Here is a 15,370-nt window from a genome sequence, read left to right on the forward strand (position 1 = left end):
CATTTTAAAATTGAGAGAGTCTTATAAACAACTAAATATCTATTTCATAGGGGTTACTATCTCTTCTTTGTTTGTTACTTCAAAAAAAAAACTCGTAATTGAGTGGTATCCTACTACAAAGGTCTTCTTCTTATCCATTGCGTCGCAACCCATTTTTCACCTTTGCTAACAGGTGCACCGCCATGTAAAGTGAGCTTGTTTAATGATGCATCCTGATAAAAATATTCGAAATATACCGCCATTCCTTTTTTCGGAGATACAGAAAGGTTGAGTTTTGGAAAGAAAGTCTCTCCGCCTTCTTCTACATGATTTAAATACATAACAAGGGTACTAATACGATTGTTATTTGCTGCCGCACTGTTTTCTGCAAAAAAATCATAATGCGCTTTATATTCTTGGCCAACTGTATACTTTAGAATATGTAACCCTTCTCCATGTTCAACAGGAACATTCATGATCGAAGCGATTCGTCTTTCGATTCTAGTAACGGCCTCACTTTCTTCTAAAAATGTACCACTACTCGTCCGAATATCATTTGTTTTGCGCGAAACACCAATTTTAGAACGTTTCATTTTATTTTTAGACATTTCAATTAACATTTCACACTCTTCATCGCTTAATACATTCGCTAACACGACAATAAGAGGCTCTTCTAATCTTGAAATAATTTGGATTTCTCTATCTTCTGTTACAATTGTGTTTCCAATGTGGTTAAAAATCGTTAGTTCCTTATTTTCAACTGTTTGATTTTCCGCTGTCATGTTCCCCATCTCCCTTAAAAATGATTGGATATTATGAATATATCATATTTTTCTTTCTATTCACTCTTTTAGGAAAATTAATACAATGACTATTCCGTTGTATTTTAACTATTGTCATAAAAAACCTCGATTCACTTTGGAATCGAGGTTCATAATTTTTCTCTCTATCGCTTATTGTGTTAGGAAAATTGGGTTTCTAAATCAGAAGACCTACACTAGCAAAAACCGCATTCTCGGGGGAATTTGGAGTCAAAATGGGCATACCTCTAGATGATTAATAAAGTAAAAGCTTACAAATCTGAATAATCCAGTACACAACTTGCACAATCGTTAGCCAAAACGCCGCTGTTGTTGTGGGATAAATTTGGTTCTTCTTAGGAGGCGTCTATTTTGTCTCCTTTTTCTGTTTTGCTTTGCACTTACATACCCCCATTTTGCTCTTGTTTTGTCTATTCATGTTGATACCCCTTCCTCAATTCTTGTGATTGGAAATGAATTAAAGTTCTTATGAGGCGAAAGTGATGGTAATAAAACAAAACGAAATTAAAGTAGTAGTTAGAGCTGGAGCATTTAACAATAATCCAGGTTGGATTCAAACTCAAGAAGATGAACTTAACTTATTAGTTGAAACTACCTGGGAAGATTTATTACAACGAATGGATGCGAACGATGGTGTTATTTTCCGTTCAAAAAGGTATGATTCTAGAAATCAAGGAGATAAACTTGGTTTTCCATCGCTAATTGTTGATGCGATTAAACGGTAAATAATTCAACTAACGCATGCGTTAGTTCTATAAGTTCATGAGTCGCAAATGCGGCTTTTTTTGTTTGTGCTGTAATTATTGCGGTAAAGATTTCTCCATTTTTTTCATTATCATAAATTATACTTTTCGACATAAAAAAGACTTCTATTAAACTGTAAAATTTAATAGAAGTCTTTTGTTGGTATTTTTCTCTTTGTTCAATTTTATAATTTGCTAGTATCTTATAATGTCGAATGTATTTTTTTCGTCTTCGGATTTACAGCATACCATCCCAATGTAGCTGTATGGTCTGGGTGAGATTCATACACATGGATGACATAATTACCATTTTCGTCGTCATGATCATATTCTACTGCCACACTTGCTGGTACATTATATTGAATACGTACAAGATTTACAGCTTCTTCTTTTGTTAAAATACCTGTATTTCCGCTTGTATCTTGCTGTTTCTTATTTTCTTCTTTTGCTTTCTGTTCAGCCTGTTCTTTTTCTGCTTTCTCTTTTCTTGCCTTTTCTTGTTCATCTTCATGCTGTTTTTTCGCTGTAACTGCTTCATTCATTAAAGTTGTTGCTTCTTTTACAAGTTGTTGTGGTTCTTTTCTTTCGGCTACTGTTTTGAAAGTTTGATAGGCTTCATCATATTTTTGTTGACCTAACAAATCTTTTCCTGATTGAATTTCTTTCTTTGCTGATTCCATTTGTTCTTGTGAATCCTTAGCAGTTTTGATGATTTTATCTGCTTGTTCTTTTGCAGATTTGTATATTTTATCATCCGTTTTTTCTTTAGTAACTTTTTCAGCGTTTGCAATTGCCACTTCGTATTTTTCATCTTTTAATGCAGAAGCGCTATCTTGCATATCATTTGCTAATCGAATGTATTTCTGGATTTCGTCTGTTGATTTTTCTTTTGCTGCTTTTTCGAAAGAATTCACAGCATCTGCATATTCACCTTTTTCTATTGCCTTTCCACCTAAATCAATTTGCTCATCATATACTTTCGAGCTACAACCACTTGCTACAATTAACAAGCCTAAAACCATCGCCATAACTTTTTTCACATGTATAACCCCTTTCACAATCTATATTTTATTTTATTTAGATATATATAGCAATGAGAAAAACTCCAGCTCATCGGTATTTTAAACCACGAATGAGTTAGAGTTTTTGGTCTTTTATTCGCAAATTTCTCGTTCATCGAGTGAATCGATAACGCAGTCTTTATGTTTAAGAAGCTCATCTTTAGATAAGTAGCCAGCTCTCTTACCAAGTTCCATTAGTCTGTTAGGTGTGTTTTGTTTTTCTAGGAATATCATTGCTCCAGCACACATTTTATTGCGTTTGTAATCAGCTGTGAATTCGCCTGTATCTTCGTTCGTTTGGTTTGTATAGTCAATGGTTTTATAACAAAAGAACATTTTATTGCTGTGTAATTCATTTACGATATAAGGCAATCTATCTTTAGATAGTTTCATTCATTTTTATTTTGATCTTCAGTTTCAGGCGATAATCCAGAGACAAGATTCCGATATTGATATATGAAATCGCAAGCCATCTAAGGATATCCGACTACAACAAGCAAAACGATCCAAAAATGATTCGCAATTATAAAAAGGAAGATGACTTGTGTCATCTTCCTTTTTGGGTAAAAATCAATTCTTATACAAAATATTGTTCATTGAGAACTATGGGCAGTTACAAAAATAACCGTTACTACGAAATCCACAAACCCGCATCATTAGATGGCGGTTTTTTTATTTGTTACAAAAAATAGTGTTACTGGAATTTTTTCAATTTTTAATATATGTGACAAAAATAAGTGTTACTAACACAACCTAATCATTCCACATTCAATTACATTTGCATAAACATACGTATTACAAAAATATAAAAAGCTCACCATTGATGCTATTATTTATTTAAGATAAAAATTAATACGATAGTTTGGGCTACCGTGTTATTCTTAATTCCACTTCTTCTCTTTTCTATATTCTTCCCTTTCTATTGGTGATAAAACTTTTGCAATGTTAGGACGTTTAAATGGCGATAATAAAATTTTGTCAAAATAATCTTCCTCATAGAAAACGTTCCACGGAAAAAGTCCGTAATAAGCATTTGCTAACTCAAGAAGAATACCGTCACTATAACTCATTGAACCAGTAACATCCAATCCACGATGTTGCCAAGGAACCTTCTCTACATCAATCCTTACATCTGCATTGCCAATCACCTTCCAATCACCCTTGTCTAATGAACTAGAGAGTAATGTTAATACGGAGATAAAAGAATGATTTGAAACCTTTTCTACAGTTGGAATAGTCTCTGTATTTAAATCAAATAGCCCACAAACGGGACTACCAAAAGGTTTCCATAATACTTGTCCAAACCCATATGTACCATTACTAAGATTAAGCAAAAATATGTCTCCCACTTTCCACTTTTGTTTTTTAGGGCGTTTGTGAGAAAGGAGCTTCTGTTCGGTTTCTGTCATTTCTTCTTCTGAAATCGTAACATTAATAAATCCATTAATAATTACAGCGATCTTAAGTATAGTAAGAGCATTAGTAGTACGAATTACTACCTCACTTGAATCTTGACCAAAATCGATACGCTTGTATAAATCTTTTTCTATCTCGTTTCTAAGCATTTTACGAAACTGTTTTAATGCATCGTAGTTTGTTTCACCTTTTAATATCCCTGCTAAGTCTTCGACAATAAAAAAGTATGAGGATGTTGCATCTGGAAGAAAAATATCTATTTTACCTAATCGGACAGTCATATCTAATTCACCTCCCCAAAAAATAATATATATACTTATTTTCTTTAAAAGTTAACATGTAGTACCTTTTAGACACAAAAAAAGCAATGATATTTTTTGGGAGAAAACTTGTTCTAACCAAGGAATGATTTTCACTCCTTTGTCTATCCGTTTTTACATTATCCATTTAAATAAGCATCCCAATTATAATCATTAATTTTATAAAATTCTCCTTTATCATTTCTTTCGTATGCACATAAAGGCGGTTCTTGAATAAATTCTAAAATGGAATCGTCCATATTCAGGATTACTCCAATAGAAATAATATGAAAGTTTTCAGGATCACATAGATAGTCATCATCTTCATAGCCACTTAATATTGACCAACCAGAGTCGCCTTCTTCTCTTGAACTATCTCTAAGCATAAAGTTAAATTCTCTTTTTTCAAGAACATCATCACTAACAGTTACCTGAGTGTCAAAATAAAAATCCCAATCACATGAAGTTGAGTCCTCATATTCCGTATCGCATATGTTTTCAACTCCAAATGAAATTTCATCGCCTCTTTTTAACGATAAACGATAGGGTTCATTGTCCAGGTTCCCTACAAATTTCTTCTCGTTTATTTGGGTGATTTCAACCCACATTCTTTCAGCACTAAATCCATCATCTTCTTCTGTCTTAGTTACGAAGATTAACTTTACCAAATCCCCAACTTTTAATTTGTCCAATACCTCTGAACTAGGAACGTAAAATGTATATGGCGATTCTTTGTTTAGCTCGTAAACATTATCTAAATACCAGGACATCCTTTTTGTCTCCCCTCGAAATTGCAAAAATTAAATTTTATTTATTTGTTTGTTTATTGTATAAAACTTTTACGCCATGGTAAACAGTACTTGGATCATACCACCATCCTTTATTATTACATTTTTCACAGCGACTACTGTAACACCCCGTTGCATCTTCTCCAACTCTTCCTTACAATTAAATGAGAACATACGTTCTTTCATCTCATTTCATAGGAGGAGTACCATGTCCCAGCAACATCGAAACACAGCGGGTGTACAAGCGTATAACCGAAAGAAAAGTTTAGAAGCAGCCGCTCGTGTCCATCACGCCATTCAAGGATTGTTTCGAGAAAATCGTGCCGTTAACTTTCATGCGGTCTCCGTACGCTCTGGTGTTTCCAAGTCCTATCTGTACCGCAACGAAGAGTTGTTTCAGCAAATCGATAGCCTGCGAAAACAACAGTACGATTACGATTCACCCCTCGATGAATACAGTCTTATCGAAGAACAATATCGCACGCAAATTCGAAAATTTCTTCAAAAAATAAAAGTTCTCGAAGAACAAAATGCACATTTGATGACGCCCTTGTATCAAACATACGAAAACACGCCCGACAAATAATGTGCCGTGTTTTTTGATAAATCATAATTAGCGTTATCGAAAATCATTTGATTTTTTCTAGTTTCGAGATAGTTTGTTTTAATTCCTCACAAACCTCTTCGTCATACTCCTTTAATAACCTATTATGTAATATAGGCAAAACTGATTTATCACCAATCTTGCTTAATGCGTAAACTGCATATCCTCGAATTTCATCGTTTGAATCGTCAATACAGGTCAATAAAGAACTAACTAATCTTACATCTGGAAAGTATTTAGCTAATTCTGTTCCCCAATATTTTCTCCCTTCATGTTTATCCTGCATGGCTCTAATTAAGTGTGGAACTACCTCATCATTACTAAATTCACGTAGTACACATGTTGCATGTTCGTATACACCATAACAATCATCTAAACTAAAGGTCATCATGATAGGTTCTATACAGCTCGGATGGGGATTGTCCTCGAAGTATGTAATTGCGCTTGCATACTCATCTATCATTTCTTCAGTTAAATCCTCGTCATCAGGCATAGGAGAGTATTTCTTAAGTACCTGAAGTGCTTGTTCTCGATTCATTAAATTCCCCCCTATTGTGTCCATATTTCCCGTTATCGGAAGTTTAAATTAATCTCCTAATGCATATACCAAACAATCATTTTTTAATGCTTCTACACATAAAGCAAATAACTCTTTAGAAAACTGTGCAATATCAAGTTCATTATAATTTTTTATAAGAATTTCACATATTCTTTTCAGCCGCTTTACTTCATGTACATTAAACTGTTTATTGTCATAAGGATCCAAATGAATTAGCAAGTTTAAATTATGACGAACGTCTTTTGCGTTTTTCCAAAGATAATCATGCACTTCATCTTCCAGATAAACCCCATATTTAGCATGATCAACTTCTTCTCTAGTATTAGCTATGTAAAATGTTACTGACACGGTTTATGCCTCACTTAATGATTTATGATATTTTATCGAGAGTTAACAGGGCCTATGTTTTAAAGTTCCATGAAGAGTCTTTTCCATTTTTGTGCTATTTCACTATCTGTATTTATGCCCTTTGGATCTATAAAGATTTCCCATTGCCAGATCTCAGCCCCAATTAAATGCAAATCAGTAAACTTTTCAATAAATTTGATAAAATTATCTGCTACATAAGTGACTGAATCTTCTTCGTGATCCCAGTAGATAACAGCTGCATCTTCGCTATTAGAATTCAAGTCTAAAGCAAGATAATCACCGTTAGTAACGGTATAGAACGCTAATTTTTGTCGTAAATTCTCACCATAATTATCCCCTACATCCTTTAAGCTATCTGCAACTTCTGTTAAATCCTCAATCGAATCTAAATTCCAACATAGTTCACCTGCAAAGATAGCATCGAATTCAACTGGTATAGAAAGTTTATCTGGAAAGGACCATCGAAGCTCTACTTGCTTTGAAAAATTCACCAAAACCTCTTTGAAGCTAACAGGAAGAGAATAACCTAATTGTTGCTCTATTAATTTAATTTCTTCTTCTGTTGCTGATTTTTCAACAACGAAAGATTCAATCTCCCCTTTAATTTTTTCTATTTGATGAAACGTTTCGTTCCAGTTATTAATCCATTTTTGACTGTTCAACATAGCTGGTCCTTTCTTTATTATGTATTTATAAGATTAGATTATCATGGTAAAGCTTCCTTGTATTAAAGTTTTTAATGAATACTCTATATATGTGAAGTTATGAAAGTGTGATTCAACACTACATAGGAAAAAATATTAGACTGCTTTAAAAAATCGTAGACCGAAAAGGTGTTTTCTAGACGCAAAAACACCTTTTGTTCACAATAAATAACGTTATTAGAAGTAACTATTTACTCTTTTTTTGTACATCTAACCATTCCCAATATGATTCATACAACTTATCGTGTAAAAACAGTTCCTCTTCTTCCTCATCTTCTTGTTTTTCCTCTAGTTTTAAACCAACCCATACCTCTTCCATATTTGCTATGGTCGGATCACTTACTCCATCAAGTAAACTTAAAGCATCATGGAACGCACCCATAATGTTATAACGCACTATTTTTTCAATTGCAGTAATGCTTTCAGGTGTAAAAGATTGAGATTGTAAAGCTTCAAATTCTTCTTTTGTTAGATTAAACTCTTCCCACATTAATTCTTTTGATGGATTTGTTAATTGGTTTCCAACCATCGAGTATTCTTTAATAATGTTATGTAATTCCAATAAAAAGGCCTGTTTGGCATCCATTGTTAATACTCCCTTATAGAAAGACTTATTATATTAACTTTAACTGATTCTTTGTCCATAAATGATTGCATATCCTATTCATACGAAGTTTACATGCCATCTTATTATCGGAGGTAACTTGATTATCCTTGATTCTATACATCTTGTGATAAGCTTATCATTATACATTTTTATAAAGTTCTTTTATATACTCACCTAATTTTTCTGGTTGATTATTACAATCTTCTATAATTTGAATAAAAACATTGTAAAAATCAATTTCTTGTAATTGCTTGCCGAATTTATTAATAAGATACATTTTATTGTCTTTTATACCTAACCAATCGCCTGTTGAAAAATTTCTCCCAATTACAAAAAAACGTTTTGTAATCTTTTTTGGTGCATTCTTGTTTTCTTCTATCACGTCATCTGCTAAAAACGGCTTTTCTTTCCAAGATACACCTTTCCACAATCTAGTTGGTAAACCATAGAATACGCCATATCCTAATCCTAATGAAAAACCATTACATATTTTCACTAAATTTTTATAGACAAGAGGTAATTTCATATTATTTTTTCTCTCTATCTCACTGATAAAATCATCATTTACTCCTTTAAAAAAGGCATATACAACATTGTCTGGAAAAACAATATCCTTATTATTTTTTAGTTCTTGCGATACATATATAAGTGTTAATCCAGTGAGTTTAAAATTTTCAATGGGTCCTTGAAATTCATTGACTTTATCTAAGAGTTTTTCTATCACCATATCAACATGTTCATCTCCTCTAACTTACACTGTCACAATTTTAGCATAGCAAATACCTACAATCTAGAAACTATAGAATTGCATATTAATAATATAAAAATCAAATACCTCGACCAATATTCCAGTTAATTTCAATTTTTATATGTTATTAAGCCTCGTAATAACGATACAAACAAAGATTTCTGGCTTATCCAATTCATGTATTGTGATAAAATGCTAATGTAGGACGATCTTTTCTTTAAGTATAGAAGTTATTATAAAATAGGAGCGATATACTTGGTGACAAAGAATATAAAGGAACAGGTAGTAGTTCAATTAAAAGAATTAATAAATGACTTAGTAAGAGGAAATATCTCAGAGATTATATCTACAGGTCGTTCTCTTATGACAGTTGAAGAAATTTTGGAGGAATTGGATGCGTACCCAGGTACAATGACATATCCCCCTGATAGTACCTATGAAAACTGGGAAGATGAAATTGACATTTACGAGGTCGCATACGAACCGCCACCAAATTACCAAGGTGAGATGGTTTTGTATTACGACAATGAACAAAGCGATTTATGGTTAAAATTTGATGTTATAAAAAAAGAAAATGACACCCTTACAGTCAAATTGCGCGATTTAGATGTTATGTAGCAGAGGAGGTCAGCCTCCTCTGTTTTAAGTTTAGCAATCCACTTCTTCTTTTACTAATGACAACAGGAAATCACCAAAGTCATTTGCAATCCTATCATACGTTCGCTCATCTGTTTCAAGTCCAGAGTCATAGGTAATTACAGGCGGCTCTCCTTCGGCATTACATTGGTTAAAATCCAAGCAGTACCATTCACCCATCCCTGTATCAGCGATGACTACTACATTTTGAGGAAGATTCCATTCTTTACGTTCCGTGAGGGTAACCCAAATGGCATCTGGAACAGATGAGTTTTCAAAGTCTTCTCCGATAACGCCATATATTTCTTCACCACCAAAGTTACCTGCACCATACCTTTTTACAAAATCACGATACGTATTTGAAAATCGAAGTCCTAAAGCCTGCTCGGCTTTCTTTACTACATCCTCAGAGTGCTCTCCCACAAAATCACATTCGTCTTCATATTCCTCCATTAAAGTAATCGCTTTCTTATAATTGTCCCAACTCATTTTTTTGCCTCCACATTTCAGATAGAAGATGTATTGAGTATATACACATTATGATCTCGCTACAAATCATATTTTTTACTTTCTTGCACTATTCTGCTTCGTTAGCAGAAGAAGATCAACATTTTTTACAAATTCTTGCCGATAGTCATTAAGTTTCTATTTTCGTATCAAATACAATCCCGCGAGAATCCCCTTTTATTGATACATTTGCTTTCGAATCTCTTCCTGTACCACAAGCGGTAACTGACGTGGTGCCCAAAGTTGCCCTCTTTGTGAAAATGGCTTATAAGCATGGTTTAAAGGAATTTGACTGGGGTCAGAGAGATTTATTAGTTTGGCTCTGTTAAACACTGCTGTTGATTTTTCATTAAATTAACGGATCAGATTAGCTCAATAAAAGAAAAATTAAAGCTATGGTATAATCGAAGAAACTATTAGGTTTAAAAAGGGGACCCTAGTATGAAGTTGATTTGTCAAACTTGTAAAATAGAGATTTCTAAGGAAGTGACTGAGCTAGAAGATTTAAACTTTCTTAATGAAAATGATGGTCAAGATTATATTCCTGAAGGTTTTTTTATAGTTGGTGACGGAAAAGCAGGTATAAAACTGAAAGGCTTAATCATTATCAATATTAAGGATTTAACCAATTCAAACTACCATTCAGATGATAGTAGATTAAACGGATGTTGTGGTTATGATGGTTTAGATGGTATAAATCGGGTTTGCTTGAATAACCACGAAATTGGTACTGAGAATTCGGATTGTTGGATGCCTCATTTTGTCGCATTAAATCCAGAACTGGTTAAATTTATTTAAATATTTGGCTTCGTTAAAGAATGTTGCTGATTTTTTGTTAAACTAATGGAGCAGATTAGTTTAACAAGAAATCTAAAAGTTTTGTGCTAATTGTGGTAAGGAACTTGTTGATGAATCATTCTATCTTCACCCATTTACAAGACTTATTTTTAATGAAAGAAAAGAAAATGAAGTAATTGTGCCTGTTAGTGGGTGGGGAATAGATTGTTTTTACTGTAATTGGGGAGGAGAAATTCTTCCTTATGAAAATGACTAAAGTTAAGAGGAATTTTACAATTTGCTTGTTAAACTAACAGGTGCGTGAGTTGAAGAAATTACTCAAAAAAGTCGATGTAAAACATCGGCTTTTATATTTGACTAAAAATCAACAATAAAATTTAACAGAGCCATTAGTTTAAATAAAATTTCGATATCGGATTTATGGAATCAAAAACCCATTACTCAAAAATAATTCACAATCAAAAAAGGAAGACGATTTTTCGACGTCTTCCCTTTTTTTGATAGAAATTGAATTTTAATACCGAATAACGAATGATTATATTAAACACTTTATTCAATCCAGTATACCTAACTTTGTAACGGTATACTTAATTATTGTTCATTTAGAACTAGTAAATCTACAACTTAGTTAGATACCTTAGACTCTTCTAACTTTTCACGAAGAACCATTTGTAAGATACCACCGTGACGGTAGTAGTCGATTTCTACTTCGCTATCGAAGCGTGCTACTACTTCAAATTGTTTTTCGTTTCCTTCTGAGTCAGTCGCAACAACTTTTACAAGGTCGCGTGGTTTTACTGTTTTATCAATTTGAATTTCAAATGACTCTTGACCAGTAAGACCTAATGTTTCTGAACTTTCACCATCTTTAAATTGAAGTGGTAATACGCCCATTAATACAAGGTTACTGCGGTGAATACGCTCGAAGCTTTCTGCGATAACTGCTTTAATGCCTAAAAGGTTTGTACCTTTTGCAGCCCAGTCACGTGAGCTTCCCATACCGTAATCTTTACCAGCGATAACAAGAAGACCTGTTCCGTCTTGTTTGTATTTCATTGCAGCATCATAGATAGATGTCACTTCACCTGTTGGCCAGTATGTTGTGAATCCACCTTCTGTGCCAGGAGCGATTTGGTTTTTAATACGAATGTTCGCAAATGTACCGCGCATCATTACTTCATGGTTACCACGGCGAGAACCGTAAGAGTTGAAGTCAACTGGCTGCACACCATTTTCTAATAAGTAACGGCCTGCTGGTGTATTTTTGCCAATAGATCCAGCTGGTGAAATGTGGTCTGTTGTTACAGAATCGCCAAATTTACCAACTACGCGCAGTCCTGAAAGTGTTTCCACTTCACCTGGCTCTTTTGATAACCCTTCGAAGAACGGCGGGTTTTGGATATATGTTGAATCATTATCCCAAGTATATAAAGCTTCGTTTGAAGTTTGGATTTCATTCCAGCGTTCGTTGCTGTTAAATACTTGTGCATATTCTTTCTTAAATAGTTCAGAAGTTACAACATTTTGTACAACTTCTTCGATTTCTGCCGCTGTTGGCCAGATGTCGTTAAAGTAAATTGGGTTACCGTTTGCATCGTTACCGATTGCATCATTTTTCAAGTCGATATCAACTGTACCAGCAAGTGCATACGCCACAACTAGTGGTGGAGATGCTAAATAGTTTGCTTTTACAAGTGGATGAATACGACCTTCAAAGTTACGGTTGCCAGAAAGGACAGATGTTACTAATAAGTCATTTGCAGCAATAGATTCTTCTAATTCTGGTGCTAATGGACCAGAGTTACCGATACAAGTTGTACAACCGTAACCTACTGTTTGGAAGCCTAATTGATCTAAGTAAGCTGTTAATCCTGATTTATCTAAGTATTCTGTAACAACTTTAGATCCTGGCGCTAATGATGTTTTTACGTAACCAGGTACTTTCATTCCTTTTTCAATTGCTTTTTTCGCAACTAAGCCTGCACCAATTAACACATATGGGTTAGATGTATTTGTACAGCTTGTAATTGCTGCGATTGCAATTGCACCTGTTTTCATCGTTACTTCTTGATCTTGTAATACAACTTTCATTTCTTTATCAAATTCTTGCTCTAAGAAGCCGAATCCTTGGTTACCAACCGGTGCCACAACAGCTTTACGGAACTCATCTCTCATGTTAGAAAGAGGAATTAAGTCTTGTGGACGTTTTGGACCAGAAAGGTTAGACTCAATTGTATTTAAGTCAATTTCAACAAGATCTGTATAGATCGGATCTTGGCTATCAGCTGTATAGAATAAGCCGTTCGCTTTACAATATTCTTCAACGATGCGAATTTGCTCTTCGCTTCTGCCTGTTAAACGTAAGTAATCTAATGAAATATCATCGATTGGGAAGAAGCCGCAAGTTGCACCGTATTCTGGTGCCATGTTAGAAATTGTTGCACGGTCAGCTAATGGCATGCTTTGTAAACCGCTTCCAAAGAACTCAACAAATTTTCCAACTACACCTTTTTGACGTAATACTTGTGTTACTTTTAATGCAACGTCTGTTGCTGTTGTACCACTTGGAAGTGTACCAGTTAATTTCACACCGATTACTTCTGGAACTGGGAAGTATGATGGCTGCCCAAGCATACCAGCTTCTGCTTCAATACCACCAACGCCCCATCCAAGAACACCGATTCCGTTAATCATTGTTGTATGAGAATCCGTTCCTACTAATGAGTCTGGATATGCAACAAGTTCACCTTCAGCATTTTTCACTGCATGAACAACTGGTGCTAAATACTCAAGGTTTACTTGGTGAACGATACCTGTTGCCGGTGGAACTGCACGGTAGTTATCAAACGATTTTTGTGCCCAGCTTAAAAATTTATAACGCTCTTCATTACGTTTAAACTCTAAGTCCATGTTAAATTGAAGCGCGTCTGGCGTACCCGCTCTATCAACCTGTACAGAGTGGTCAATAACAAGATCAACTGTAATTTCCGGATTAATTTTATCAGGATTTCCGCCCATATCTGCCATTGCTTTGCGAAGAGAAGCTAAATCAACAACAGCTGGAACTCCTGTAAAGTCTTGTAAGATAACACGAGATGGTTTAAACGGTACATCGATATCTTGAATATCTTTCGTTCCCCATTTCGCTAAATTTTCAACATGTTCTTCTTTAATAACGCGGCCATCAACTTGACGAAGTACTGATTCAAGTAACACTTTAATTGAATAAGGCAACTTAGAAACATTACCTACCCCTGCATCTTCAAGTGCTTTCAAACGATAATAATGATACGTATTTCCATCTACTTCAAATGTTGCGCGAGTTTGAAATGGATTGTGTTTTACCATTATGGTTACCCCCCTGTTAAACGTGACTGAAGTTGTCTGAATATAAAATGTAGACAAACTTTTCAATACCTTACGATAATATATTATTACAACTTAATGGATAAGTAAATAAGAAGAAACTTATAGTTTTTCATAAGTTTTCTTTATAACTTCGTTGCTGCATATTAAATTACCGGTTAACAGATACTATTTTTATAAAGTGAAACTGCTTTTTAGAAAGCATTTTTCTTTATAAAAATTGAACTATCTAGGTTCTTATGGTTAGTTTTATTTTCATTCTCAATCAAATTTCCAAGCCAAAAAATATTAGGGGGAATCATAATGGGAAAACGTAAAGCAAATCATGTCATTCCAGGAATGAACGCAGCCTCTGCACAAGGACAAGGTACAGGATATAATGAGGAATTTTCGAATGAGCCATTAACAGCAGCTCAGCGTCAAAACAATAAAAAACGTAAAAAAAATCAATAAAGTGAAACTTCCATCAGTGGGGGTTTTTCATCCCCCACACTAATGGAAAGCTCTCACCAATCGGGCTTTTACTGGCAGTTATCTCTCACCTATCTTCCTCGTTTCTCTTTGAATCTTGAGGTGAGGGATAACTGCCCTTTAATGCGGGATAAAACAAAATCCCAAAAGATTATCTTTTGGGATTTTTCAATGCTTATACTTCAATAACTCCGATACTTTCACAAATCGATACCCTTGTTTTTGCAAAGCTGGTAAAATCTCTTTTAATGCTTCGACAGTTTGGCTTCTATCGCCTCCGCCATCATGCAATAAGACAATATCACCACTCTTCGCATTATTTAGAACTTGATTTACAATCTTATCCTTTCCAGGATTAGACCAATCTCTTGGATCTTGATGCCAAGACCATAATACAATTTCATATCCTGCTTCTGTTGCCGTTTTAAATACGGATTCATTAATATATCCACCAGGCGGACGAAAAAGAAGAGGTTTATCTACCCATTTTTGCAAATACCGTTTTCCCTCTAGAATATCATTTTCGAGTCTTTGTCCTGCTGTACTGCGTGCATACAAATGATTCATTGTATGATTACCAATTTCATGCCCTTCCTTTAACACCTGTTCAATTAAATATGGATTACGCTTAACTCGGAATCCAATCATAAAAAAAGTTGACTCAGCATTGTATTGGTGTAATATCTTTAAAATTTCAGGTGTATATGTAGAATCCGGGCCATCATCGAATGTTATTGCTATTATTTTTTCATTCGTTGGTACTTCCCATGTTACGTGACCAGTTGGTTCTAACTCTTTTCTCATTAACATTTTTGCATCAACATGTTCAATTCCTATCATACTTAACATAACAATAAAACAAATAATTATAATACATTTTTCTTTCATCATCAT

Annotated in this window: 19 protein-coding genes; 5 read left to right on the top strand and 14 right to left on the bottom strand. The window is 34.3% G+C overall.

Annotated features, from left to right (window positions below; genetic code table 11):
* Window positions 1–113 precede the first annotated feature (113 nt).
* Window positions 114–761, bottom strand: a complete 648-nt coding sequence (locus WAX78_RS04930; protein WP_336481141.1) for a 2OG-Fe(II) oxygenase — start codon at window positions 759–761, stop codon at window positions 114–116.
* Window positions 762–1,279: 518 nt separating this feature from the next.
* On the opposite strand from WAX78_RS04930, the gene WAX78_RS04935 reads away from it, so the two are divergent.
* Complete coding sequence (locus WAX78_RS04935) at window positions 1,280–1,525, top strand: hypothetical protein (protein WP_413789157.1); 246 nt, start codon at window positions 1,280–1,282, stop codon at window positions 1,523–1,525.
* On the opposite strand, the gene WAX78_RS04940 is transcribed toward WAX78_RS04935, so the two are convergent.
* The 5 genes from WAX78_RS04940 to WAX78_RS04960 all read right to left on the bottom strand — a co-directional run bounded on the left by WAX78_RS04940 (window position 1,515) and on the right by WAX78_RS04960 (window position 5,089).
* On the bottom strand, window positions 1,515–1,658 hold the full coding sequence (locus tag WAX78_RS04940; protein WP_336481142.1) for a hypothetical protein: 144 nt from the start codon (window positions 1,656–1,658) through the stop codon (window positions 1,515–1,517). The two genes, WAX78_RS04935 and WAX78_RS04940, sit on opposite strands and share 11 nt — an antisense overlap.
* A gap of 88 nt (window positions 1,659–1,746) precedes the next feature.
* A complete protein-coding gene (locus tag WAX78_RS04945; protein WP_336481143.1) occupies window positions 1,747–2,583 on the bottom strand; it encodes a hypothetical protein in 837 nt (278 codons plus the stop codon).
* A gap of 114 nt (window positions 2,584–2,697) precedes the next feature.
* Window positions 2,698–2,976 (bottom strand): hypothetical protein, encoded by a 279-nt coding sequence (locus WAX78_RS04950; RefSeq protein WP_336481144.1) that lies wholly within the window; start codon window positions 2,974–2,976, stop codon window positions 2,698–2,700.
* 509 nt (window positions 2,977–3,485) lie between these two features.
* A complete protein-coding gene (locus WAX78_RS04955) occupies window positions 3,486–4,301 on the bottom strand; it encodes an Imm26 family immunity protein (protein ID WP_336481145.1) in 816 nt (271 codons plus the stop codon).
* 158 nt (window positions 4,302–4,459) lie between these two features.
* Complete coding sequence (locus WAX78_RS04960) at window positions 4,460–5,089, bottom strand: immunity protein Imm33 domain-containing protein (RefSeq protein ID WP_336481146.1); 630 nt, start codon at window positions 5,087–5,089, stop codon at window positions 4,460–4,462.
* 226 nt (window positions 5,090–5,315) lie between these two features.
* On the opposite strand from WAX78_RS04960, the gene WAX78_RS04965 reads away from it, so the two are divergent.
* Window positions 5,316–5,693: a DUF6262 family protein gene (locus WAX78_RS04965; protein ID WP_336481147.1), complete on the top strand. Its 378-nt coding sequence runs from the start codon at window positions 5,316–5,318 to the stop codon at window positions 5,691–5,693.
* Window positions 5,694–5,736: 43 nt separating this feature from the next.
* Here the strand turns inward: WAX78_RS04965 and WAX78_RS04970 are convergent, their stop codons facing one another.
* The 5 genes from WAX78_RS04970 to WAX78_RS04990 form a co-directional block, all read right to left on the bottom strand.
* Entirely contained in the window at window positions 5,737–6,249 is a 513-nt protein-coding gene (locus WAX78_RS04970) for a HEAT repeat domain-containing protein (protein ID WP_336481148.1), read from the bottom strand.
* A 48-nt stretch (window positions 6,250–6,297) separates the two neighbouring features.
* The gene (locus tag WAX78_RS04975; protein WP_336481149.1) at window positions 6,298–6,618 is read right to left on the bottom strand and encodes a hypothetical protein; all 321 of its coding nucleotides are present in this window, start codon (window positions 6,616–6,618) and stop codon (window positions 6,298–6,300) included.
* Window positions 6,619–6,677: 59 nt separating this feature from the next.
* Window positions 6,678–7,304: an SMI1/KNR4 family protein gene (locus WAX78_RS04980; protein WP_336481150.1), complete on the bottom strand. Its 627-nt coding sequence runs from the start codon at window positions 7,302–7,304 to the stop codon at window positions 6,678–6,680.
* Window positions 7,305–7,530: 226 nt separating this feature from the next.
* Window positions 7,531–7,929: a hypothetical protein gene (locus WAX78_RS04985; protein ID WP_336481151.1), complete on the bottom strand. Its 399-nt coding sequence runs from the start codon at window positions 7,927–7,929 to the stop codon at window positions 7,531–7,533.
* A gap of 160 nt (window positions 7,930–8,089) precedes the next feature.
* The gene (locus tag WAX78_RS04990) at window positions 8,090–8,677 is read right to left on the bottom strand and encodes an SMI1/KNR4 family protein (RefSeq protein ID WP_336481152.1); all 588 of its coding nucleotides are present in this window, start codon (window positions 8,675–8,677) and stop codon (window positions 8,090–8,092) included.
* Window positions 8,678–8,956: 279 nt separating this feature from the next.
* Between WAX78_RS04990 and WAX78_RS04995 the strand changes: the two genes are divergently transcribed.
* Entirely contained in the window at window positions 8,957–9,316 is a 360-nt protein-coding gene (locus tag WAX78_RS04995; protein WP_461781920.1) for a DUF7668 domain-containing protein, read from the top strand.
* Window positions 9,317–9,346: 30 nt separating this feature from the next.
* On the opposite strand, the gene WAX78_RS05000 is transcribed toward WAX78_RS04995, so the two are convergent.
* The gene (locus WAX78_RS05000) at window positions 9,347–9,823 is read right to left on the bottom strand and encodes an SMI1/KNR4 family protein (RefSeq protein WP_336481154.1); all 477 of its coding nucleotides are present in this window, start codon (window positions 9,821–9,823) and stop codon (window positions 9,347–9,349) included.
* 459 nt (window positions 9,824–10,282) lie between these two features.
* Here WAX78_RS05000 and WAX78_RS05005 point away from each other — a divergent pair, with 459 nt between their 5' ends.
* Window positions 10,283–10,639: a hypothetical protein gene (locus tag WAX78_RS05005; RefSeq protein WP_336481155.1), complete on the top strand. Its 357-nt coding sequence runs from the start codon at window positions 10,283–10,285 to the stop codon at window positions 10,637–10,639.
* Window positions 10,640–11,263: 624 nt separating this feature from the next.
* Here WAX78_RS05005 and acnA read toward each other — a convergent pair.
* On the bottom strand, window positions 11,264–13,987 hold the full coding sequence (gene acnA, locus WAX78_RS05010; protein WP_336481156.1) for an aconitate hydratase AcnA: 2,724 nt from the start codon (window positions 13,985–13,987) through the stop codon (window positions 11,264–11,266).
* A 321-nt stretch (window positions 13,988–14,308) separates the two neighbouring features.
* Here acnA and sspO point away from each other — a divergent pair, with 321 nt between their 5' ends.
* On the top strand, window positions 14,309–14,458 hold the full coding sequence (gene sspO / locus WAX78_RS05015; RefSeq protein WP_098307008.1) for a small acid-soluble spore protein O: 150 nt from the start codon (window positions 14,309–14,311) through the stop codon (window positions 14,456–14,458).
* A gap of 186 nt (window positions 14,459–14,644) precedes the next feature.
* Here sspO and WAX78_RS05020 read toward each other — a convergent pair whose 3' ends face one another.
* Entirely contained in the window at window positions 14,645–15,325 is a 681-nt protein-coding gene (locus tag WAX78_RS05020) for a polysaccharide deacetylase family protein (protein ID WP_461781921.1), read from the bottom strand.
* Between the last annotated feature and the right edge of the window lie 45 nt (window positions 15,326–15,370).

Source organism: Bacillus yunxiaonensis (assembly GCF_037104695.1).
Taxonomy (GTDB): domain Bacteria; phylum Bacillota; class Bacilli; order Bacillales; family Bacillaceae_G; genus Bacillus_A; species Bacillus_A yunxiaonensis.

Coding starts and splice junctions, on each gene's coding strand:
- WAX78_RS04930 (WP_336481141.1), bottom strand. CDS start 761: ATGACAGCGGAAAATCAAACAGTTGAAAATAAGGAACTAACGATTTTT.
- WAX78_RS04940 (WP_336481142.1), bottom strand. CDS start 1,658: ATGTCGAAAAGTATAATTTATGATAATGAAAAAAATGGAGAAATCTTT.
- WAX78_RS04955 (WP_336481145.1), bottom strand. CDS start 4,301: ATGACTGTCCGATTAGGTAAAATAGATATTTTTCTTCCAGATGCAACA.
- WAX78_RS04960 (WP_336481146.1), bottom strand. CDS start 5,089: ATGTCCTGGTATTTAGATAATGTTTACGAGCTAAACAAAGAATCGCCA.
- WAX78_RS04965 (WP_336481147.1), top strand. CDS start 5,316: ATGTCCCAGCAACATCGAAACACAGCGGGTGTACAAGCGTATAACCGA.
- WAX78_RS04970 (WP_336481148.1), bottom strand. CDS start 6,249: ATGAATCGAGAACAAGCACTTCAGGTACTTAAGAAATACTCTCCTATG.
- WAX78_RS04980 (WP_336481150.1), bottom strand. CDS start 7,304: ATGTTGAACAGTCAAAAATGGATTAATAACTGGAACGAAACGTTTCAT.
- WAX78_RS04985 (WP_336481151.1), bottom strand. CDS start 7,929: ATGGATGCCAAACAGGCCTTTTTATTGGAATTACATAACATTATTAAA.
- WAX78_RS04990 (WP_336481152.1), bottom strand. CDS start 8,677: ATGGTGATAGAAAAACTCTTAGATAAAGTCAATGAATTTCAAGGACCC.
- WAX78_RS05000 (WP_336481154.1), bottom strand. CDS start 9,823: ATGAGTTGGGACAATTATAAGAAAGCGATTACTTTAATGGAGGAATAT.
- WAX78_RS05005 (WP_336481155.1), top strand. CDS start 10,283: ATGAAGTTGATTTGTCAAACTTGTAAAATAGAGATTTCTAAGGAAGTG.
- acnA (WP_336481156.1), bottom strand. CDS start 13,987: ATGGTAAAACACAATCCATTTCAAACTCGCGCAACATTTGAAGTAGAT.
- sspO (WP_098307008.1), top strand. CDS start 14,309: ATGGGAAAACGTAAAGCAAATCATGTCATTCCAGGAATGAACGCAGCC.
- WAX78_RS05020 (WP_461781921.1), bottom strand. CDS start 15,325: ATGTTAAGTATGATAGGAATTGAACATGTTGATGCAAAAATGTTAATG.